This is a genomic window from Variovorax sp. M-6, assembly GCF_052114385.1.
GTDB lineage: Bacteria > Pseudomonadota > Gammaproteobacteria > Burkholderiales > Burkholderiaceae_C > Variovorax.
Window position 1 is genome coordinate 1 of sequence record NZ_JBFREQ010000047.1, and the last position, 17,637, is coordinate 17,637.

Below are 17,637 nucleotides of genomic sequence, written 5' to 3' on the forward strand. Positions count from 1 at the left end.
CTGCACCATGGCGGCGGCGTGGGCATGGGCTACTCGCAGCATTCGGGCGTGGTGATCGTGGCCGACGGCACCGACGCCGCGGCCAAGCGCCTCGCGCGCGTGCTGTGGAACGACCCCGCCACCGGCGTGATGCGCCATGCCGATGCCGGCTACGACATCGCGATCGCGACCGCGAAGAAGCAGGGCCTCAACCTGCCGATGATCAAGTAGGCCGCGCGAGGAGCCCGGCACGTGGCACTCCAACGCTTCGACATCGCCTCGCTGGCCGCCTCGCCGTGGAAGAACGGCGGCGGCACCACGCGCGAGATCGTCTGCTCGCCGGCGGGCGCGGACATGGACGGCTTCGACTGGCGCGTGAGCATCGCGACCATCGACCGGCCCGGTCCGTTCTCCGCCTTTGCGGGCATCGACCGCGTGATCATGCTGCTCGAAGGCGCCGGCGTGCGCCTGCATTCGCAGGACGGCCGCATCGACCATCGGCTCGACCTGCCGCATGTGCCGTTCGCCTTCGCCGGCGATGCGGCGCTGGACTGCGATCTGCTCGGCGGCACGTCGACCGACTTCAACCTCATGACGCGCCGTGGCCGCGTCAGCGCCGATCTGCGGCTGCTGCGCGAGCGCGGCGACATCGCGCCCGCCGAGCGCGGCCTGCTGATGGTCCTTGGCGGCCGCTGGCAGCTCGAGGCCTTCGACTGCGGGCCGGGCGAAGGCGTGTGGTGGGACGGCGGCTCGCAAGGATGGCGGGCACTTCCACAGGACGCCGATGCCGCACTCATCGCGGTGCGGCTCGAATCGACAACCACAAGTACAGCCACCATGGGTGGATCCGCATGAACTTCTCCGCGCTCCCTTCCGCCGACGGCGTCTGGACGCACCTGCGGCTCGCGCCCGGTGCGCTCGCCGGCGACGACACCCCATTGGCCGAGGCCGCGATCGCCGTGGCCGACGGGAAGATCGCCTGGGTCGGCGAACGCGCATCGCTGCCCGCCCAGTTCGCCGCGCTGCCGCGCTTCGACGGCGGCGGTGCCCTCGTCACGCCCGGTCTGGTCGATTGCCATACGCACCTGGTCTATGGCGGCCAGCGCGCCAACGAGTTCGCGATGCGGCTCGCCGGCGCGAGCTACGAAGAGGTGGCGAAAGCCGGTGGCGGCATCGTGTCGTCGGTGCGCGCCACGCGCGAGGCCGACGAAGACACGCTCTACGCGCAGGCTGCGCCGCGCCTCGAACAGCTGCTCGCCGACGGCGTCTGCGCCATCGAGATCAAGTCGGGCTACGGGCTCGCGCTGGAACACGAGCGCAAGCAGCTGCGCGTCGCGCGCCGGCTCGGCGAGGCCTATGGCGTCACGGTGCGCACCACCTTTCTGGGCGCCCACGCGCTGCCGCCCGAGTACGCGGGCCGCAGCGGCGACTACATCGACCTCGTCTGCAACGAGATGCTGCCGGCGCTGGCCGCAGAAGGCCTGGTCGATGCGGTCGACGTGTTCTGCGAACGCATCGCCTTCTCGCTGGCCGAGACCGAGCGTGTGTTCCAGGCGGCCAAGGCGCTGGGCCTGCCGGTCAAGCTGCATGCCGAGCAGCTGTCGGACATGGGCGGCGCCGCGCTGGCGGCGCGCTACGGCGCGCTGTCCTGCGACCACATCGAGCACCTGTCGGCCGACGGCATCGCCGCGATGCGCGAGTCCGGCACGGTGGCCGTGCTGCTGCCCGGCGCCTACTACACGCTGCGCGACACCCATCTGCCGCCGATCGAGGCGCTGCGCGCGGCCGGCGTGCCGATGGCGGTGTCCACCGACCACAATCCCGGCACCTCGCCGGCGCTGAGCCTGCTGCTGATGGTCAACATGGCCTGCACCCTGTTCCGCCTCACGGTGCCCGAGGCGCTGGCCGGCGTCACCCGCCATGCGGCGCGCGCGCTGGGCCTGCAGCAGACGCATGGCGCGCTGCACCTGGGGCAGCCGGCCAACTTCGTGCTCTGGAACGTGCGCGAGGCCGCGGAACTCGCCTACTGGTTCGGCCAGCGGCCGGTGCGCTGCGTGGTCCGACAGGGCCGCGTCGCCGTGGAGCAAGCCGCATGACGCGCACGCTGTTCGCGGCCGATGCGCTGCTGCCGACCGGTTGGTCGAAGAACGTGCTGCTGGCCTGGGACGAGGCCGGCCAGCTCACGCAGGTGCAGCCCGATGCGGCGCGGCCGTCCGGCACGCCCGCGGCGACAGGCCCGGTGATCCCCGGCACGCCGAACCTGCATTCGCACGCCTTCCAGAGAGCCTTCGCGGGCCTCACCGAGCACCGCGCCGAGCAGCAGGACAGCTTCTGGAGCTGGCGCACGCTCATGTACCGCTTTGCCGCGCGCCTCGCGCCGCAGCACATGGAGGCCATCGCCACGTGGCTCTATGCCGAGATGCTCGAAGCCGGCTACACGAGCGTGTGCGAATTCCAGTATGTGCACCACGACACGGACGGCCGTCCCTACGCGAACGACGCGAGCCTGAGCCTTGCGCTGCTGCGCGCCGCCCAGCGCACGGGCATCGGCTTCACCCTGCTGCCCGTGCTCTACCAGTCCAGCGGCTTCGGCGGCCTGCCGCCCAACGAGGGACAGCGCCGCTTCATCCGGTCGACCGAATCGATGCTTCGCCTGCTCGACGCGTTGAAGCCGGCGTGCGACGCGCAAGGCGCGCGCCTGGGCCTCGCGCCGCATTCCCTGCGCGCCGTTGCGCCTGATGCATTGCGCGATGCGCTCGCAGGCCTCGATGCACTCGATCCCACATCGCCGATCCACATCCACATCGCCGAGCAGACCAAGGAGGTGGACGACTGCCTGTCGTGGAGCGGGCAGCGCCCCGTGGCCTGGCTGCTCGACCATGCGCCGGTCGATGCGCGCTGGTGCCTGGTCCATGCCACGCACATGGATGCGGACGAGTACCGGCGCGCGGCGACCAGCGGCGCGGTCGCCGGCCTGTGCCCGACGACCGAGGCCAATCTCGGCGACGGCATCTTCGACTTCGCGGCCTGGCGCCATCACGGCGGTGCCTGGGGCGTCGGTTCCGACAGCCACGCCTGCGTCAACGCAGCGGAGGAACTGCTCATGCTGGAGTACAGCCAGCGCCTGGCCACGCGACAGCGCAACGTGGGCGCCGATGCGTCGCACCCCCAGGTCGCGACCGCGCTCACGCTGGCGGCCGTGCGGGGCGGCGCGCAGGCCGCGGGCCGCGCCGTCGACGGCCTGGCGGTGGGGCAGCAGGCCGACTTCGTCGCGCTCGATGCCCGCCACCTCGCGCTGCAGGGACTCGCCGCGCCCGACATGCTCTCGGCCCACGTCTTCGCCAGCCACCGCACCTCCGCCATCGATGCCGTGTGGGTGGCCGGCCAGACGCGCGTCGCCGGCGGGCGCCACGCCTTGCACGACGAAGCCGTGGCCGCCTTCGTGGCCGCGCGCACCCAACTTCTCGAGGATTGAATCCCATGAGCACCGTCACCACCGAACCCCCCTTCCGCTTTCACCCCGGCAAGCGCCCCTTGCTGATCTCGATGCCGCACGTCGGGACCTATGTTCCGCCGCAGCTCGCGGCGCGCTTCACCGACGAGGCGCGCCAGGTGCCCGACACCGACTGGCATCTCGAGCGCCTGTACGACTTTGCGGACGAACTCGGCGCCTCGGTGCTGATCGCCACGCATTCGCGCTACGTGGTCGACCTCAACCGGGCGCCCGACGGCGCAAGCCTCTATCCGGGCCAGAGCGTCACCGGCCTGTGTCCGGTCGACACCTTCGACGACACGCCGATCTATGCGGCCGGCGATGTGCCCGACGAAGCCGAGATCGCGCAACGTCGCGAGGCCATCTGGCAGCCCTACCACCGGCAGCTCGCGAGCGAGCTCGAACGCCTGAAATCGCTGCATGGCGTTGCGGCGCTGTGGGACGCGCATTCGATCCGTTCCGTGCTGCCGCGCTTCTTCGACGGGAAGCTGCCCGACCTCAACCTCGGCACCGCCCAGGGCGCCAGTTGCGATCCGGCACTGGCGCAGTCGCTGCTCGACATCGCCGGGCAGGCGCCGGGATTCACTTCGGTGCTCAACGGCCGCTTCACCGGCGGCTACATCACGCGCCAGCACGGCCGGCCCGCGCAAGGCGTGCATGCGGTGCAGCTCGAGATGACGCAATGCAGCTACATGCAGGAGGCATTGCCCTTCGACTACCTGCCCGAGCGCGCCGCCCGCGTGCAGCCGCACGTGCGGCGCATGCTCGAAGCGGTGCTGGACTTCGTCGAACGTCGCCAGGGCTGAACGGCATGGACTTCCTCGCCGCGCTGGCCCGGTCCGTCGGCGCCGATCGCGTGCAGACCGGCGACGCCATCCCCGCGCGCCACCACACCGACTGGAGCGGCGCGCCGCCCGTCGCGCCGCTGGCCCTGGTGCGCCCGCGCAGCACGGAAGAAGTCTCGGCGGTGCTGCGCCTGTGCGGCGAGTACCGCGTGTCGGTGGTGCCGCAGGGCGGCCTCACCGGGCTTGCGGGCGCGGCGGTGCCGAGCGCGGATGCCATCGCGCTCTCGCTCGACCGCATGAACGCCATCGAGTCGGTCGATGCGACGGCTTCCACCGTGACGGTGCAGGCCGGCGCCACGCTGTCGGCGGTGCAGGAGGCCGCCGCCGCGCAGGGCCTGCAGTTCGGCGTCGACCTCGGCGCGCGCGGTTCCTGCCAGATCGGCGGCAACCTGTCGACCAATGCCGGCGGCAACGGCGTGCTGCAGTTCGGCATGATGCGCGAGCAGACGCTGGGCCTCGAGGTGGTGCTGGCCGACGGCAGCGTGCTGCCGATGCTGCGGCCCATGCTCAAGAACAACACGGGCTACGACCTCAAGCAGTTCTTCATCGGTGCCGAGGGCACGCTGGGCGTGATCACGCGCGCGGTGCTGCGCCTGTACCCGGCGCCCCGCGCCCGCGCGACCGCGCTGGTTGCACTCACCGATTTCGACGCCGCACTGGCGCTGCTGGGCCGGCTGCAGGCGCGCTTCCCGCGCGCGGTGGCGGCCTTCGAACTCATGTGGCGCGACTTCGTCGAGACCTCGCTGAAATGGCAAGGGCTGCGCGAGCCCTTCGAGGCGGTGCATCCACTGGCGGCGCTGATCGACGTGGTCGGCGACGACGAGGCCTCGCTGCGCACGGCCCTCGAAGAGACGCTGGGCGAGGCGATGGAAGCCGGACAGGCGGGCGATGCGGCCATCGCCCAGTCGCAGGCGCAGGTCCAGGCGTTCTGGAAGATCCGCGAAGCCACCGCCGAGCTGCCGGTGCACATGCATCCGCCGATCAACTTCGATGTCAGCCTCCCGATGGCCGAGATCGGCCGTTTCGCCGACGCCTGCCGCAGCGCCTTCGATGCGCGCTGGCCGGGCCACCACTCGCTCTTCTTCGGCCACGTGGGCGACAGCAACCTGCACATCTCGACCGACGGCCGCTCGATCGGCGGCCAGGAGGCGCAGATCGAAGCGCTGGTCTACGAACGGGTCGCCGCGTTCGGCGGCAGCGTCTCGGCCGAGCATGGCATCGGCCTGCACAGGAAACCCTATCTGTCGGCGAGCCGCACGCCGGCCGAGCTGGCCGCCATGCGTGCGATCAAGCACGCGCTCGATCCCCTCCACCTTCTCAATCCCGGCAAGGTATTCGACCTATGAACGCATCTCCACTCCAAGGCCTCGCCCGTCCCGAAGTCGCGCCGCTGCCGCCCTACAACGCCGGCCTGTCCTCGGACGTGGTGCGCGCGCGCTACGGCGTCAGCGAGATCAGCCGTCTGGCGAGCAACGAGAACCCCTTCGGCGCCAGTCCGGCGGTGGCGCAGGCGCTGGTCGGCCTGGCGCAGCAGGTCAACAACTATCCCGACGCGGCCTGCACCGCACTGCGCACCGAGATCGCCGGGCGCTGCGGCGCCGAGGCCGGCCAGATCGTGATCGGCTGCGGCTCCGAGGACATCCTGCAGATGCTGTGCCTGGCCCTGCTTTCGCCGGGCGACCGGGTGCTCACGCAGCGTCCCGGCTTCGGGCTGCACGAGATCTTCCCGCGCATGATGGGGGCCGAGGTCGAGGCGCTGGCGCTGACACCCGCGCTCGAATTCGACCTCGATGCCTGGTGCGAAGCGCTGGCGCGCGGGCCCAAGATCGCGATGATCGCCAACCCGTCCAACCCGGTCGGCTGCATGTTCGATGCGGCCGCCTTCCAGCGCCTGCTCGCGGCCACGCCGGCCGGCACGCTGCTGGTGCTGGACGAGGCCTACTACGAGTACGCACGCCTCGCGCCCGGCTTCCCGGATGCCCTGGCCGCACTGCGCGACCAGCAGCGGCCCTGGATCGTGCTGCGCACCTTTTCCAAGGCCTGGGGCCTGGCCGGGCTGCGCGTCGGCTACGGCATCGCCTCGGACGCCGCGCTGGTGCAGTTGCTCGACCGCGTGCGCACGCCCTTCAACGTCAATCAGGCGGCGCAGGCCGCCGCGCTGGCCGCGTGGGGCGACGAGCCCTTCATGGCCCATGCCGTGCGCGAGACTGTGCGGTACCGCGACACGCTGGTGGCGCAACTGCACGCGCTGGCGCTGCCCGGGATGCGGATCGCGCCGTCGGCGGCGAACTTCCTGTTCATCGACCTCGGGCGTCCGAACGGCCCGGTCAACGAGGCCCTGCTGGCGCGCGGCATCATCGCCAAGCCCTGGAAGGAGCCCGGCTTCGAGACCTTCATCCGGGTGTCGATCGGCACGCCGGCGGACAACGAGCGCTTCCTGCGCGCCTTGCGCGAGATCGTCGAAGCAACGCCGTGACCCTCTTCAGGGGCTGGGGCGTGGTGGCGGCCACGCACGTGCTGCTGGCGGTGGTGTTCGGCGCCGCCTACTCCTTCGGTGCCTTCCTCGAAGGCATCCAGGCCACCTTCGATGCCGGCCGCTTCTCGGTGGCCTCGCTCTTTTCCGTCACCGCTTTCCTCTACTACCTGGTGGGCGCCTTCTCGGGCGCACTGGCCGACCGCTACTCGCTGCGCAAGGTCGTCGCGGCCGGCATCGTGCTGCTGGCCGTGGGGTTCGCGCTGGCCAGCGTGGCGCCCTCGCTGGCCGCCTTGTTCGTCGTCTTCGGCCTGTTCGCGGGACTGGGCGTCGGCCTGGTCTACGTGCCGGCGGTGGCGGCGGTGCAGCGCTGGTTCGTGCGCCAGCGCAGCCGCGCCTCGGGCCTGGCGCTGGCCGGTACCGGCATCGGCACCTTCGTCGGCCCGGTGGCGGCCGGCCTGTTGCTGCGCCACGGGTCGTGGCAGGCGACGATGCAGATCTTCGCGCTCGGCATCGCGGTGCTGGGCCTGGGCGCGGCCATGGCGATGCGCGCCCGGCCGCAGGACCTGGGCCTGCTGCCCGACGGCGACGATCCCGGATCCCTGCCGTCGCAGGCCCTGCCGCAGGACGGCGAGCGGTTGCGCGATGCGATCAGGCAGGCGCGCTTCTGGTGGTACTTCGCGGCGATCGCCACCGGCTCGGTCGGGCTCTTCGTCGCGCTGGTCCACGTCGCGCCGGCGGCGCGCGCGCAAGGCATCGCGGCGGACAGCGCCACTTTGCTGATCGGCCTGATCGGCGTTGGCAACGTGCTGGGTCGGCTGTTCCTGGGCGGCCTCGGCGATCGGCTCGGGCCGCAGCGCCTGCTGTTGCTGCTCACGCTCGCACTCGCCTTGCTCAACGGCGTCTGGTTCGGTGCCGGAAGCTTCGCGGCGCTGGTCGTCTTCACGCTCCTGTTCGGCGCCGCCAACGGCGGCTGCATCGCGCTCTACCCGGCGGTGGCCGCGGGCTGGTTCGGCACCCGGCAGCTCGGGGCGATCCTCGGCGCGCTGTACATCGGCGTGGGTGTGGCGGCGCTGTTCGGCGCCAGCGCGGCCGGGCTTCTGTTCGATCTGCGCGGCAGCTACGCCTGGCCGATCGCCGCCAGCGCGGCCCTGGCGCTGCTCTCGGCGCTGTGCCTGGCCCGGGCGGCGCGCTGGCGGCCAAGACCCGGCGCCGCGGTCGGACCGGCGCCGCTTCCTACAATCGGCCCATGAAGCCTGTCGTCTACACCCGCGCCCAACAACTCCCCGCCATCCTTGCCCGACGCATCGCCATTCTCGACGGCGCGATGGGCACGATGATCCAGCGGTTCAGGCTGACCGAGGAACAATACCGCGGCGAACGCTTCAAGGACTTCCCGCGCGACGTCAAGGGCAACAACGAACTGCTCTCGCTGACCCGGCCCGACGTGATCCGCGACATCCACGAAGGCTATCTCGCGGCCGGCGCCGACCTGGTCGAGACCAACACCTTCGGCGCCACTCGCATCGCGCAGGAGGACTACAAGATGGCCGACCTGGCGCGCGAGATGAACCTCGAATCCGCGAAGCTCGCACGCGCCGCCTGCGACAAGTTCAGCACGCCGGACAAGCCGCGCTTCGTCGCCGGCGCCCTCGGCCCGACGCCCAAGACCGCCAGCATCAGCCCCGACGTCAACGACCCCGGAGCCCGCAATGTGAGCTTCGAGGAACTGCGCGCCTCCTACTACGAGCAGGTCGAGGCGCTGGTCGAGGGCGGCTCCGACGTGCTGCTGGTCGAGACCATCTTCGACACGCTGAACGCCAAGGCCGCGCTGTTCGCGATCGACGAGTATTTCGAGGCCAGTGGCGAGCGGCTGCCGCTGATCATCAGCGGCACCGTGACCGACGCCTCGGGCCGCATCCTGAGCGGCCAGACCGTGACGGCCTTCTGGCACAGCGTGCGCCATGCGCGGCCGCTGGCCATCGGGCTCAACTGCGCGCTGGGCGCCGCATTGATGCGGCCCTACATCCAGGAACTGGCGCGCGTCGCCGACGACACTTTCATCAGCTGCTATCCCAACGCCGGCCTGCCCAACCCGATGAGCGAAACCGGCTTCGACGAGACGCCCGACGTCACCTCGCGGCTGCTGCACGAATTCGCGGCCGAGGGGCTGGTCAACATCGTCGGCGGCTGCTGCGGCACCACGCCCGAGCACATCGCGGCCATCGGCGAAGCCGTGGCGCCGCTCGCGGGCCGCAGCCTGCACCGCGCCGCCTTCTACAGCGAAGCGGCGCCGGCCTGAACGGCGCCCGACCCGCGCGGCCCCGGCGCATGTGAAGCCGGGATGAAGAAGCTCTCCAAACGTTCCTCGCGTGCGCGAACGCGCGCGCTGGAGCGTTGTTGGTGAAGGCCGTTGCCGATTGACGGCGTGTCGATGCCCCCTCTACCCTGGACCGCAAAGGAATACCGGATGAACGACAACAACAAGGCGCTGCGATGGTTCGGCCTCGGCGCGATGGCGCTGATGCTGCCCTTGGCCGCGACGGCCCAGCAGGCGTTCACGCGCGGGCCCGTCAACCTGCGCGCCGGCCCGGGCGACAACTACCCGCTGGTGGCCTCGCTGGCACCCGGGCAGTCGCTGGAGGTGATGGGCTGCACCGCCGGCTACGGCTGGTGCGACGTGGTGCTGCCCGACGGTCTTCGCGGCTGGTCCTATGCCGCGAGCCTCGAGTACGCCTACCAGGAGCAGCGGGTGCCGTTGGCGACCTATGGCGCGATCATCGGCGTGCCCCTCGTGACCTTCGCGATCGGCAGCTACTGGTCGAACTACTACCGCGACCGCCCCTGGTACAACCAGCCGCGCTGGTGGGGCGGCCGGCCGCCGCCGCCACCGGTTCCGGGCTGGCGCCCGCCGCCGCCGCCGGTTCCGGGCTGGCGTCCCAACCCGTGGCCGGGCTACCAGCCGCATCCGCCGGGCTTCCGGCCGCCTCCAGTACCGGGCTTCCGCCCGCCGCCGGCACCCGGCTTTCACCCGCCGCCGTCGGGCGTGCGTCCGCCCCACGACTGGGGACAGCGGCCTCCGGGCGCCCGTCCGCCCGGCCAAGGCGCCCAGACAGGTGGACGACCGCCTGGGCACGGTGGCGGAGGTGGCCACGGAGGCGGTGGCCGCGGGGGGTGGGACCAAGGCGGTGGTCATGGCGGCGGGGGCCATGGCGGCGGCCAAGGAGGTGGGGGCAACGGTGGTGGCCATGGAGGCGGGGGCAACGGTGGTGGCCATGGCGGTGGCCATGGAGGCGGCGGCAACGGTGGTGGCCACGGCGGGCGCGGCGGTTCCGACCGCTAGGCGGAGCCGACCGGCGCGCCGTCAGTCCTTCTTGCGAGCGATCAGCGCCACGAAGCGCTGGGCGCCCAGGCCCAGCGGCCGCTCGCGCGACCACACCACGTCGACCCACAGGTCGAGCCCGTTCGACAGGTTCTCGAACGGAATCTCCACCAGCGCGCCCGCTGCCACGTGCGGCCGGGCGAAGTTGCGCGGCAGCCAGCCCCAGCCCAGGCCGGCGGTGATCAGGCTCAGCGCGGCCAGCGCGTTGTCGGTGCGCCAGACGTGCCGCGCGAAGACGAAGCGCGGGTCGCTGGTGGCCAGGTCGCGCCCGGCGACCACGATCTGCCGCGTGGTCGTCAGGTGCTCCTCGCGCAGCCGGCCGCCGGCCGCGGCCAGCACCGGGTGGTCGGGCGCCATCACGGCCACCATGGTGTCGCTGGCCACCTCCTGAAAGCCCTCCCGGCCATCGAGGCTGGGGCGCTCGAACACCAGCGCCAGTTGCGCCCGGCCGCTGTGCAGCAGGGCCAGCGCGTCGGCTTGGGGCGCGGCCAGCACCTCGACCTCCAGCAGCGGGTATTCGTTCGCCAGGGCGGCCAGCGGGCCGCTCCAGGGCGCAGCGAGCAGTTCGGGCGCGATCGCGAGCGTGAGCCGGTTCTCCAGCCCCCGGGTGAGCGCCAGCGCCTGCACCTGGAGCTGCTTGAGCTGCGCCGCCAGCAGGCGCGCCTGCGGTTCCAGCGAACGCGCCGCCTCGGTGGGCTGCGGTTCCCGGCCGCTGCGGTCGAACAGCAGCAGGTCGAGCTCGGCCTCGAGATGGGCGATCGCCATGCTGACCGCCGAGGGCACCCGGCCCAGGGCCCGCGCCGCGGCCGAGAAAGAACCGTGGTCGATGACCGCGAGAAACACCTCCACGTTGTCGCTGGAAAAGCTCATGGGCGCCGATCTATCAGTTGAATTGAAAGAAGATAACTTTATATATCAGGGAATCGAACATAAAGTACCTCTCAATACCCATCAACACAGGATCGAATTTCATGCAAGGGCTCAAGCGCCGCGTCGTCTACATCAGCCTCTACGAGGGCATCGCCATCGTCGTGGCCAGCGCGGGGCTGGCGCTGATGTCGGGCCAGGGCCTGGGCCACTCGGGGGTGCTGGCGGTCATTGCCTCGGTCATCGCGGTGCTCTGGAACCTCACGTTCAACGCCCTGTTCGAGCGCTGGGAGTCGCGCCAGGCCGTGCGCGGCCGCAGCGTGCGCCGCCGCGTCGCCCATGCGATCGGCTTCGAGGGCGGCCTGGTGGCCTTCCTGGTGCCGATATTCGCCTGGTGGCTGGACGTGAGCCTGTGGGAGGCGCTGGTGATGGACCTGGGACTGGTCGTTTTCTTCCTGGTCTACACCTTTGTCTTCAACTGGGCCTTCGATGCCATCTTCGGCTTGCCGGCATCGGCCGCCGGCGCCGCCCAGCCGGCGTAAAATCCGCGGCTCCCAAGGAGCGTTGCAGCGCCGCCGTCCATCCGGGCGGCCGCGTCAGGCTTGGGCTTCCAGTCCCTGGAGTGCAACGACGCTCGCCTGACCCCAATGTCCTGCAGGTGAGCCCATGCCAACCGATTCCTCCGCGTCCCAGAACCCGCCCCCGATGAAACTGTCCGGCCTCGAGCCGGTGCAGATCGGCCAGGGCACGCTGTTCGTCAATATCGGCGAGCGCACCAACGTCACCGGCTCCAAGGCCTTCGCCCGGATGATCCTCAACGGCCAGTTCGAGGAAGCGCTGGCCGTCGCGCGCCAGCAGGTCGAGAACGGCGCCCAGGTGATCGACATCAACATGGACGAGGCCATGCTCGACAGCAAGGCCGCGATGGTGCGCTTCCTGAACCTGATCGCTTCCGAGCCCGACATCGCGCGGGTGCCGATCATGGTCGACAGCTCGAAGTGGGAGGTGATCGAGGCCGGCCTGCGCTGCATCCAGGGCAAGGGCATCGTCAACTCGATCAGCATGAAGGAGGGCGAGGACTCGTTCCGCCACCAGGCCCGCCTGCTGCGGCGCTACGGTGCGGCGGCGGTCGTGATGGCCTTCGACGAGAAGGGCCAGGCCGACACCTACGAGCGCAAGATCGAGATCTGCGAGCGGGCCTACCGCCTGCTGGTCGACGAGATCGGCTTCCCGCCCGAGGACATCATCTTCGACCCGAACATCTTCGCGATCGCCACCGGCATCGAGGAGCACAACAACTACGCGGTCGACTTCATCAACGCGGTGCGCTGGATCAAGGCCAACCTGCCGGGCGCCAAGGTGTCGGGCGGCGTCTCCAACGTGAGCTTCAGCTTCCGCGGCAACGATCCGGTGCGCGAAGCCATCCACACCGTCTTCCTGTATCACGCGATCCAGGCCGGCATGGACATGGGCATCGTCAACGCCGGCATGGTGGGCGTGTACGACGACCTCGAGCCCGAACTGCGCGAGCGCGTGGAAGACGTGGTGCTGAACCGCCGTCCCGACGCCGGCGAGCGCCTGGTCGAGGTCGCCGAGACCGCCAAGAGCGGCGCCAAGGACGAGAGCAAGAAGCTCGAGTGGCGCGGCACGCCCGAGCAGCCGGTGCACGTCAACCAGCGGCTCGCGCATGCCATGGTGCACGGCATCACCGACTTCATCGTGGAAGACACGGAAGAGGCCTACCAGCAGGTCCTGGCCAGGGGCGGCCGTCCGCTGCACGTGATCGAAGGGCCGCTGATGGACGGCATGAACATCGTCGGCGACCTGTTCGGCCAGGGCAAGATGTTCCTGCCGCAGGTGGTGAAGTCGGCCCGCGTGATGAAGTCCGCGGTGGCCCACCTGATTCCCTACATCGAAGAAGAAAAGCGCCAGGACGAGGCGGCCGGCCGCGACGTCCGCACCAAGGGCAAGATCGTCATCGCCACCGTCAAGGGCGACGTCCACGACATCGGCAAGAACATCGTCACCGTGGTCCTCCAGTGCAACAACTTCGAGGTCGTGAACATGGGCGTGATGGTGCCCTGCCACGAGATCCTCGCGCGCGCCAAGGTCGAGGGCGCCGACATCGTCGGGCTCTCGGGCCTGATCACGCCGAGCCTCGAGGAGATGCAGTACGTCGCCGGCGAGATGCAGAAGGACGAGCATTTCCGGATCAAGAAGATCCCCTTGCTGATCGGCGGCGCCACCACCAGCCGGGTGCACACGGCGGTCAAGATCGCGCCGCACTACGAAGGGCCGGTGGTCTACGTGCCCGACGCCTCGCGCAGCGTGAGCGTGGCGCAGTCGCTGCTGTCGGACCAGGCGGCGAACTACATCAACGAGATCAACGCCGACTACGACAAGGTGCGCCACCAGCACGCCAACAAGAAGCAGGTTCCGCTGTGGCCGCTGGCCAAGGCGCGCGCCAACAAGACCCCGATCGCCTGGTCGGCCTATGTGCCGCCGGTGCCGAAGTTCATCGGACGGCGTGTGTTCAAGAACTTCGACCTTACCGAGCTGGCGAAGTACATCGACTGGGGGCCCTTCTTCCAGACCTGGGACCTCGCGGGCCCGTTTCCGGCGATCCTCAAGGACGAGGTGGTCGGCACCGAGGCGGTGCGCGTCTACGCCGACGGCCAGCGCATGCTCAAGCGGCTGATCGAGGGCCGCTGGCTCACTGCCAGCGGCGTGATCGGCTTCTGGCCGGCCAACACCGAGAACGACGACGACATCGTGCTCTATACCGACGAGTCGCGCACCGAAGTCGCCATGACCTGGTACGGCATGCGCCAGCAGACCGAGAAGCATGAAATCGAGGGCGTGATGCGGCCCAGCCGCTGCCTGGCCGACTTCGTCGCACCGCGAGCGAGCGGCCTGAAGGACTACGTGGGCGTGTTCGCGGTCACCGCCGGCCTGGGCGTCGAGAAGAAGGAGAAGTACTTCATCGACGACCTCGACGACTATTCGGCCATCATGCTGAAGGCCCTGGCCGACCGCCTGGCCGAGGCCTTCGCCGAAGCGCTGCACCACCGCGTGCGCACCGACCTGTGGGGCTACGCGGCCGACGAGGCCTTGAGCAACGAGCAGATGATCGGCGAGAAGTACCGCGGCATCCGGCCCGCGCCCGGCTATCCGGCCTGCCCGGACCACAGCGTGAAGCGGCCGATGTTCGACCTGCTGAACTGCGCGGACATCGGCATGACGCTGACCGACAGCCTCGCGATGATGCCGGCCGCCAGCGTGAGCGGCTTCTACCTGAGCCACCCCGACGCGACCTATTTCAACGTCGGCAAGATCGGGCACGACCAGTTGCAGGACCAGGCGGCGCGGCGCGACCAGAGCGAGGCGGATCTCGAGCGCCTGCTGGCGCCGAATCTTTGACACTGGAAGCCGTTGACTGGGTGAACGGCGAGCGGGAGTTCCTATTCAGAAGTTGATGTTTGCGGCCACGCACTATGCGGCGCTGGCGGTCTTCGTGGTCGGCTGCTGGGGTTTCGGCCGGGCGCTGCTGGCGCGCATCGGCGTGCCCGCGCGGCGCGATGTGTGGCTCGAGGCCGCGATGGCCGCCGCGGCCGGGCTCGGGATCTTCGTCTGCGTCTTCCAGGCGATCGCCATCGCCGGCCTGTTCACCCGGGGCGCGGTGATCGGCGTGGTCGCGGCCGGCGTGCTGGCGGCCGGCGTGCAGGCGCCGGCCTGGCTGCGCGAACTGCGCTCGCGCGAGCGGGAGGCGGCCTGGACCTTCGTCGAGAAGCTGGCGCTGCTGGTGCTCGCGCTGACCGCGCTGCCGGCGCTGGTCGAGCCGCTGGCGCCGCCGGCCGCCTTCGACGAGCTGATGTACCACCTGCCCATGGCGCGCGAGGTGGCGCAAAGCGGCCGACTCGGCGTCCACGAGTGGCTGCGCTACCCCTGGTTCCCGTACAACTACAACCTGATCCATGCCGGCGGGCTCCTCGTGGGCGACGACGTGCTGCCGCACCTGCTGAGCGGCCTCGCGGGCTGGCTCTCGGTGGGGATGGTCTACCGGCTGGGCGTGCAGCATGCGAGCCGGGTGACCGGCCTCATCGCCGCCGCGATCTGGCTCGGCATCGGCGACTACGAAAGCGCGCTGATCGACATCAGCGTCGCGCTCTTCGTGCTCGCGGCCTGCACGGTCCTGTGGTGGTGGGGCGAGTCCGACGATCCGGTGCGCGGGCCGCGCTGGCTGGCGCTCGCGGCCTTCTTTCTCGGCATCGCCGCGGGCTCCAAGTACCAGGCCCTGACGGTGCTGCCGCTGGTGGCGCTGTTCGTGGTGCGGCGCGAACGCAGGCTCAAGGTCTGGGCCCTGGCGCTCGTGTGCTTCCTGATCCCCTGCATCTACTGGTACGCGCGCAACGCCGTGCTGACCGGCGACCCTTTCAACCCGATCGGCGCACGCGTGTTCGGCTTCACCAACTGGAACCTGGCCGACTACAAGAACCAGTTCGACGACGTGCAGGCCCACGCCGCGTGGCCCAACGGCTTCCTCTGGGGCGTGTTGTTCGCACCGCTCGGCCTGCTCTGGAAGCGCTCGCCCGCCGTGCGTGCGGCAGCGGTCTTCAGCGTCTATTCGCTGGGTGTCTGGGCCCTGACTTCGCGCTATCCGCGCTACCTGGCGGCGTCGGTGCCGCTGATCGCGCTGGTCTCGGTGGTGGGCTGGCAGGCGCTGCTGGGCGGCCTGGCCGGCTGGCTGCGCCGCACGCTGCCGCGCTGGAACGCCCGGGGCACGCTCGACCGCGCCGGCCGCTGTCTTGGCGTGCTGCTGGTGGTGATCGGGGTCGGGGGCTCGTTCTACATGACGCGGCGCAGCGTGGCCGCGATCGCGACCACGCCGGCCGAGCGCACCGCCTTCCTCGAGGCGCAGGTGCCCGGCTATGCCGTCATGAACTACCTGCGCGAGCACGCGACCGGGCGCGTCTACCAGATCGCGCTCAGCGAAGCGACCTACTATGGACCCGCACCAGTGTGGGGCGACGCGATCGGGCCCTGGCGCTATTCCGACTTCATCGTCCTGCCGCCGGCCGAATTCGCGCGCAAGCTGTACAGCCTGGGCTTCGAGGCGATCGCGGTGGGCGCCGGAAGCGCCCCGCTGCTCGAAGCCCAGCCCGGCTTCCTTGACCATTTCGCCTTGATGTACGAAAAAGCCGGTGCCAAGGCCTACCGTATCCTGCCCACCAAAGAATGACCGATCGCCCTGACCTGAGCGGCCTGCGCATCGCAGCCGTGATCCCGTGCTTCAACGAGGCGCTCGCCATCGCGCAGGTGGTGGACGAGTTCCGCGCCGCGCTGCCCGAGGCCGAGATCCATGTCTTCGACAACAACTCGACCGACGACACCGCGGCCGTGGCCCGGGCCTGCGGCGCGACCGTGACGCACGTCGCGCTGCGCGGCAAGGGCAACGTGGCGCGCCGGATGTTCGCGGACGTCGAGGCCGACGTCTATGTGATGGTCGACGGCGACGCCACCTACGATGTCGGCGAGGTGCGCCGCCTGATCGAGATGATGGTGGAGGGCAACCTCGACATGGTGGTCGGCTCGCGCGTCGACGACCGCGCCGACCAGCAGACCTACCGCCGCGGCCATCGCTTCGGCAACGCGCTCTTGACCGGCGCGGTGGCCAGCCTCTTCGGCGGCCGCCTGACCGACATGCTCTCGGGCTACCGCGTCTTTTCAAGGCGCTATGCCAAGTCGTTTCCGGCGGTGTCGGAAGGCTTCGAAATCGAGACCGAGCTGACCGTGCACGCGCTCGAACTGCGCATGCCCTTCGCCGAGGTGCCGGTGCCTTACCGCTCGCGGCCCGAGGGCTCGGAAAGCAAGCTGTCGACCTACCGCGACGGCTGGCGCATCCTGAAGACCATCTGCAAGCTGTTCGTGAGCGAGCGGCCGCTGCAGTTCTTCGCCGGCATCGCCGCCCTGCTGGCGCTGGCGTCGGTGATCATCGCCGAGCCACTGGTCGTCACCTACCTGCAGACCGGCCTGGTCCCGCGGCTGCCGACCGCGGTGCTGGTGACCGGCACCATGCTGGTCGCGATGCTGTCCTTCGTCTGCGGCGTGGTGCTGCACACCGTGACCATCGGGCGCCAGGAGGCCAAGCGCCTGTGCTACCTCTCCATCCCGGGCGTGCGCGAGCGCGTCAGGCCATGAGGCTGGGGCGCGAGTTCCTGTCGTTCTCGGTGGTGGGCGTGGTCGGCCTGGGCGTCGATCTCGGCGTGCTCTACCTGCTGGCGCCGCTGTTCGGCTGGTATGGCGCGCGCGTGGTCTCTTTCATCGCCGCGGCCAGCGCCACCTGGGCGCTGAACCGGCGCTACACCTTTGCCGGCCGGCGCCCGGGCGTCTCGCTGGCGCGCGAGTACGCCCACTACCTGCTGACCATGCTGGGCGGCGCGCTGGTCAACTACTCGGTGTATGTGCTGACCCTGCACTGGCTGGCCGGTCCGCTGGCCCCGGCGCTCGGCGTCGCGCTCGGAAGCTGCGCCGGGCTGGCGGTCAACTTCCTGTCGGCGCGCTTCCTGGTGTTCGGCGCATCGCACAAGCCTTGAGCGCG

The 17,637-nt window shown here is 70.3% G+C and carries 15 protein-coding genes, 1 pseudogene and 1 riboswitch; of the genes and pseudogenes, 15 read left to right on the top strand and 1 reads right to left on the bottom strand.

Translation table 11 applies throughout. The annotated features are described in order from the left end of the window. The 10 genes and pseudogenes from AB4Z46_RS32125 to AB4Z46_RS32170 form a co-directional block, all read left to right on the top strand. Nucleotides 1-210, top strand: a pseudogene (locus AB4Z46_RS32125) (urocanate hydratase); the annotation flags it as partial. 21 nt (nucleotides 211-231) lie between these two features. Further along, a complete protein-coding gene (locus AB4Z46_RS32130) occupies nucleotides 232-834 on the top strand; it encodes a HutD/Ves family protein (RefSeq protein ID WP_442287619.1) in 603 nt (200 codons plus the stop codon). After that, complete coding sequence (gene hutI, locus AB4Z46_RS32135; protein WP_442287620.1) at nucleotides 831-2,075, top strand: imidazolonepropionase; 1,245 nt, start codon at nucleotides 831-833, stop codon at nucleotides 2,073-2,075. Before AB4Z46_RS32130 ends, hutI begins: the two co-directional genes overlap by 4 nt. Continuing rightward, nucleotides 2,072-3,454 carry a formimidoylglutamate deiminase gene (locus AB4Z46_RS32140; protein ID WP_442287621.1) on the top strand — a complete coding sequence of 461 codons (1,383 nt, stop codon included), beginning with the start codon at nucleotides 2,072-2,074 and terminating at the stop codon, nucleotides 3,452-3,454. Before hutI ends, AB4Z46_RS32140 begins: the two co-directional genes overlap by 4 nt. Nucleotides 3,455-3,459: 5 nt before the next feature. After that, nucleotides 3,460-4,278, top strand: coding sequence for an N-formylglutamate deformylase (hutG, locus tag AB4Z46_RS32145; protein ID WP_442287622.1), 819 nt, complete (start codon nucleotides 3,460-3,462; stop codon nucleotides 4,276-4,278). Nucleotides 4,279-4,283: 5 nt separating this feature from the next. Beyond that, nucleotides 4,284-5,663, top strand: coding sequence for an FAD-binding oxidoreductase (locus tag AB4Z46_RS32150; RefSeq protein WP_442287623.1), 1,380 nt, complete (start codon nucleotides 4,284-4,286; stop codon nucleotides 5,661-5,663). Further along, nucleotides 5,660-6,793 carry a histidinol-phosphate transaminase gene (locus AB4Z46_RS32155; RefSeq protein WP_442287624.1) on the top strand — a complete coding sequence of 378 codons (1,134 nt, stop codon included), beginning with the start codon at nucleotides 5,660-5,662 and terminating at the stop codon, nucleotides 6,791-6,793. Before AB4Z46_RS32150 ends, AB4Z46_RS32155 begins: the two co-directional genes overlap by 4 nt. After that, complete coding sequence (locus AB4Z46_RS32160; protein WP_442287625.1) at nucleotides 6,790-8,043, top strand: MFS transporter; 1,254 nt, start codon at nucleotides 6,790-6,792, stop codon at nucleotides 8,041-8,043. The genes AB4Z46_RS32155 and AB4Z46_RS32160 overlap by 4 nt, the downstream gene beginning before the upstream one ends. Beyond that, a complete protein-coding gene (locus AB4Z46_RS32165; RefSeq protein WP_442287626.1) occupies nucleotides 8,040-9,092 on the top strand; it encodes a homocysteine S-methyltransferase family protein in 1,053 nt (350 codons plus the stop codon). The genes AB4Z46_RS32160 and AB4Z46_RS32165 overlap by 4 nt, the downstream gene beginning before the upstream one ends. 168 nt (nucleotides 9,093-9,260) lie before the next feature. Beyond that, nucleotides 9,261-10,133 (top strand): SH3 domain-containing protein, encoded by an 873-nt coding sequence (locus AB4Z46_RS32170; protein ID WP_442287627.1) that lies wholly within the window; start codon nucleotides 9,261-9,263, stop codon nucleotides 10,131-10,133. A 21-nt stretch (nucleotides 10,134-10,154) separates the two neighbouring features. Here the strand turns inward: AB4Z46_RS32170 and AB4Z46_RS32175 are convergent, their stop codons facing one another. Beyond that, nucleotides 10,155-11,042 (bottom strand): LysR family transcriptional regulator, encoded by an 888-nt coding sequence (locus AB4Z46_RS32175; protein ID WP_442287628.1) that lies wholly within the window; start codon nucleotides 11,040-11,042, stop codon nucleotides 10,155-10,157. Nucleotides 11,043-11,143: 101 nt separating this feature from the next. Here AB4Z46_RS32175 and AB4Z46_RS32180 point away from each other — a divergent pair, with 101 nt between their 5' ends. The 5 genes from AB4Z46_RS32180 (at nucleotide 11,144) to AB4Z46_RS32200 (ending at nucleotide 17,632) form a co-directional block, all read left to right on the top strand. Then, nucleotides 11,144-11,581: a PACE efflux transporter gene (locus AB4Z46_RS32180; protein ID WP_442287629.1), complete on the top strand. Its 438-nt coding sequence runs from the start codon at nucleotides 11,144-11,146 to the stop codon at nucleotides 11,579-11,581. 8 nt (nucleotides 11,582-11,589) lie between these two features. Continuing rightward, nucleotides 11,590-11,682, top strand: a riboswitch (S-adenosyl-L-homocysteine riboswitch). A gap of 23 nt (nucleotides 11,683-11,705) precedes the next feature. Next, nucleotides 11,706-14,459 carry a methionine synthase gene (gene metH, locus AB4Z46_RS32185; RefSeq protein WP_442287630.1) on the top strand — a complete coding sequence of 918 codons (2,754 nt, stop codon included), beginning with the start codon at nucleotides 11,706-11,708 and terminating at the stop codon, nucleotides 14,457-14,459. Between the two features lie 55 nt (nucleotides 14,460-14,514). Next, the gene (locus AB4Z46_RS32190) at nucleotides 14,515-16,278 is read left to right on the top strand and encodes an ArnT family glycosyltransferase (RefSeq protein ID WP_442287631.1); all 1,764 of its coding nucleotides are present in this window, start codon (nucleotides 14,515-14,517) and stop codon (nucleotides 16,276-16,278) included. Beyond that, nucleotides 16,275-17,237 (top strand): glycosyltransferase family 2 protein, encoded by a 963-nt coding sequence (locus AB4Z46_RS32195; protein WP_442287632.1) that lies wholly within the window; start codon nucleotides 16,275-16,277, stop codon nucleotides 17,235-17,237. Before AB4Z46_RS32190 ends, AB4Z46_RS32195 begins: the two co-directional genes overlap by 4 nt. Next, nucleotides 17,234-17,632 (top strand): GtrA family protein, encoded by a 399-nt coding sequence (locus AB4Z46_RS32200; RefSeq protein ID WP_442287633.1) that lies wholly within the window; start codon nucleotides 17,234-17,236, stop codon nucleotides 17,630-17,632. The genes AB4Z46_RS32195 and AB4Z46_RS32200 overlap by 4 nt, the downstream gene beginning before the upstream one ends. Nucleotides 17,633-17,637 lie beyond the last annotated feature (5 nt).